Source organism: Halomonas sp. 3D7M (assembly GCF_014897885.1).
Lineage (GTDB): Bacteria > Pseudomonadota > Gammaproteobacteria > Pseudomonadales > Halomonadaceae > Vreelandella.
Genome location: NZ_JABUZF010000200.1, coordinates 15,591 through 18,251 on the forward strand (window position 1 = coordinate 15,591; position 2,661 = coordinate 18,251).

Genomic DNA, 2,661 nt, shown 5'->3' on the forward strand with positions numbered 1-2,661 from the left:
AGCCACTCTCCGGATTGGATGGGCCACGTAAGCAAGAGCTGTTGCGCTTCATTGCGCGACTGACTCGCCAGGTTCAAATCCCGGTGATTTACGTCAGCCACGACCCCGAAGAGATCTCGGCAATTGCTGATCATCTCGTACTGATGAAAGAGGGGCGCGTTATTGCTAGCGATCCATTACATGGTCTTTTGCAGCGCTTTGATTTAACCGAGGAGCTGGGAGGGTTCGATGCCGCCTCGATTATCGAAGGTCGAGTTGTCGAACATGACGATGTATACCAGCTAACCCATCTTGCGCTTGATAAGTGTCACCAATTAATAATACCGGGTATATCAGCGCCTGTCGGCAGCCGTTTGCGCGTACGTATCTTTGCACGGGATATTGCCTTGGCACTCTCACCGACAAAGGACACCAGCTACCGTAATCAGCTCGCGGCTACTATTAAAAAAATGGAAACGTTGCCCACCAGCCCACACTCGGTGGAGCTGCTGTTGAGCCTTGGTTCTATTCACCTTAGATCACGCTTAACTCGCAAGTCCTCAGATGAAATGAAACTCGCTGTAGGTAAGCAGGTGACAGCGCTAGTGCGCAGTGTATCGATCTTGCATTACTAATACACAACGTCGGAGCTATGAATTGATTTAGCACTCGTTTTATCCGACGCCAATAGCCCCTACGTGTCAATTGACCGCACCGCCCTCACATTTTCATAAGGAAATTTCAGCTAAAATTGCCAAGCACTCTATATGAAACAACATAACACGGCCCAAATAGCGTATCGAGCAAATGCACTTATCACGTTCAGTAGGGACTCTTTGGTATCGCATAGCGCTTTATATGGCGTTTGTGGCGATGCATCTCCTACTGGGCGGGCCGCTAATTTCGCAGTATCAAGCGGGTGGGCAACATCACGCTAACCACGGCACTGACCACTCCTCTAGCCATTCATCAAGTCACCAGAATGGAAACCATCATCAGCACGCGGCCCCGCAAGCAAGTCAACATCACCACTCTTCAGGCCATGCTGAAGCGGTAGAGCCGATATTTAACTGGTTTCACCAATGTGGCTACTGCGCCGTCTGGCAACAGTTTCCAACGACACCAACCGTTCTTCCCGCGATCAGCCAGCAAGCGTTTATCACGCATGGGCAACTGCTGACGCAACCGACACAGGCGATGCGCTCCTGTGATAACTACCCCCACGCGCTAACGCGAGCTCCGCCCTTTTTGCGACGTGTATAACGCCACATCGTCAGCCCTTTCAGCCTGAAGCTCGCTTCAGGCGAGTGGCTGTCTACATCAAAAAAAGGGATCATCATGTCGCATCTAGCTACTGGGCATGGCGTCGTTACGCCTGCCCGTTTAAAAAACCGTTTTCAACGACACGCACTAACATTAAGCATCGCCGCGGCATCGAGCGTGGCTGTTCAAAGCACATGGGCACAGTCGCCTGCCGCTCACCACGACCATCATCATGCGCTCAACACCATGGTCGTCACCGCTGTACCGCTAAGCTCGCCACTTACGGTGGAAACTGACCCACGCATACCGCGCCAACCGGCCCCTGCCAGCGACGGTGCCGACTACCTTCAGACCATTCCGGGGTTCTCTGCCATTCGTAACGGCGGCACCAACGGTGACCCGGTTTTCCGTGGCATGTTTGGCTCGCGTCTACGGGTGCTGACCAATGGCAGCCAAATGCTAGGCGCTTGCCCGGCGCGCATGGATGCGCCGACGTCTTATATCTCACCTGAAAATTACGATAGCCTCACCGTCACCAAAGGGCCACAGTCGGTGCTATGGGGGCCAGGTGCCTCAGCGGCAACGGTGCGCTTTGACCGCGGCCCAGAAGAGTTCGATGAAGCGGGCGTACGTGTAGATGGCAGCGTCATGCTGGGCACCTATGGTCGCTTTGATCGCCGCATTGATGCCGCAGTGGGTAATCAAGCGGGCTATCTGCGCATTACTGGCAACCAATCAGAGGCCAACGACTATAAAGATGGCGACGGCAACGCTGTGCCCTCTCAGTGGGATAAATGGAACGGCGACGTGGCCATAGGCTGGACACCCGACGACGACACTTGGCTTGAAGTCACCGCTGGCCGAGGAGACGGTGAAGCGCGCTATGCCGGACGGGGCATGGATGGCAGTAAGTTTCTGCGCGAAACCGTGGGCATACGTTTTCAGCGCGAGAATTTAGGCGAGCACTGGAAACGTCTGGAAATGCAGGCCAACTATGCCTACGCCGACCATATTATGGATAACTTTACCCTTCGTTCACCGGGCAGCATGAGCATGGGTGGCGGCATGGATATGGGCAGCGGCATGGACATGGGCGGTGGCATGGACATGGGCGGCGGCATGGATATGAGTAACGGCATGGCCATGCGGGTTGATCGCCGTACTCGAAGTGCGCGCGCTGCGTCCACCTGGGAGTGGGAAAACACCACCTGGATCGCTGGCGTCGACGTTGAACATCAGGTACACCGCAACCTGGATGGAGAGCGCTGGCAACCCGATTACGAGCAGACCCAGTTCGGCGCCTTCAGCGAGGTCACCCGGTATATAGGTGAACGTGACCGCCTGATTGGTGGTGCCCGGGTAGACCGCTATCGCGTCAGTGACGAGAGCCTGGATACGGCTAACGCACGCCTTACCCGC

General features: G+C 55.3%; 3 protein-coding genes. All 3 read left to right on the forward strand.

All coding sequences use genetic code 11. From position 1 onward, the window contains the following. Nucleotides 1-614, forward strand: a 614-nt coding sequence (locus INT22_RS20795; protein ID WP_226912629.1) for a TOBE domain-containing protein, incomplete at its 5' end; no start/stop codon positions are given. 238 nt (nt 615-852) lie between these two features. Continuing rightward, nucleotides 853-1,242, forward strand: coding sequence for a DUF2946 domain-containing protein (locus tag INT22_RS11170; protein ID WP_193059654.1), 390 nt, complete (start codon nt 853-855; stop codon nt 1,240-1,242). Nucleotides 1,243-1,317: 75 nt separating this feature from the next. Continuing rightward, nucleotides 1,318-2,661, forward strand: a 1,344-nt coding sequence (locus INT22_RS20800) for a TonB-dependent receptor domain-containing protein (RefSeq protein ID WP_226912630.1), incomplete at its 3' end; no start/stop codon positions are given.

Bases quoted from the DNA above. Each gene is read 5' to 3' on its own strand.
- INT22_RS11170 (WP_193059654.1), top strand. From the start codon at position 853: ATGCATCTCCTACTGGGCGGGCCGCTAATTTCGCAGTATCAAGCGGGT.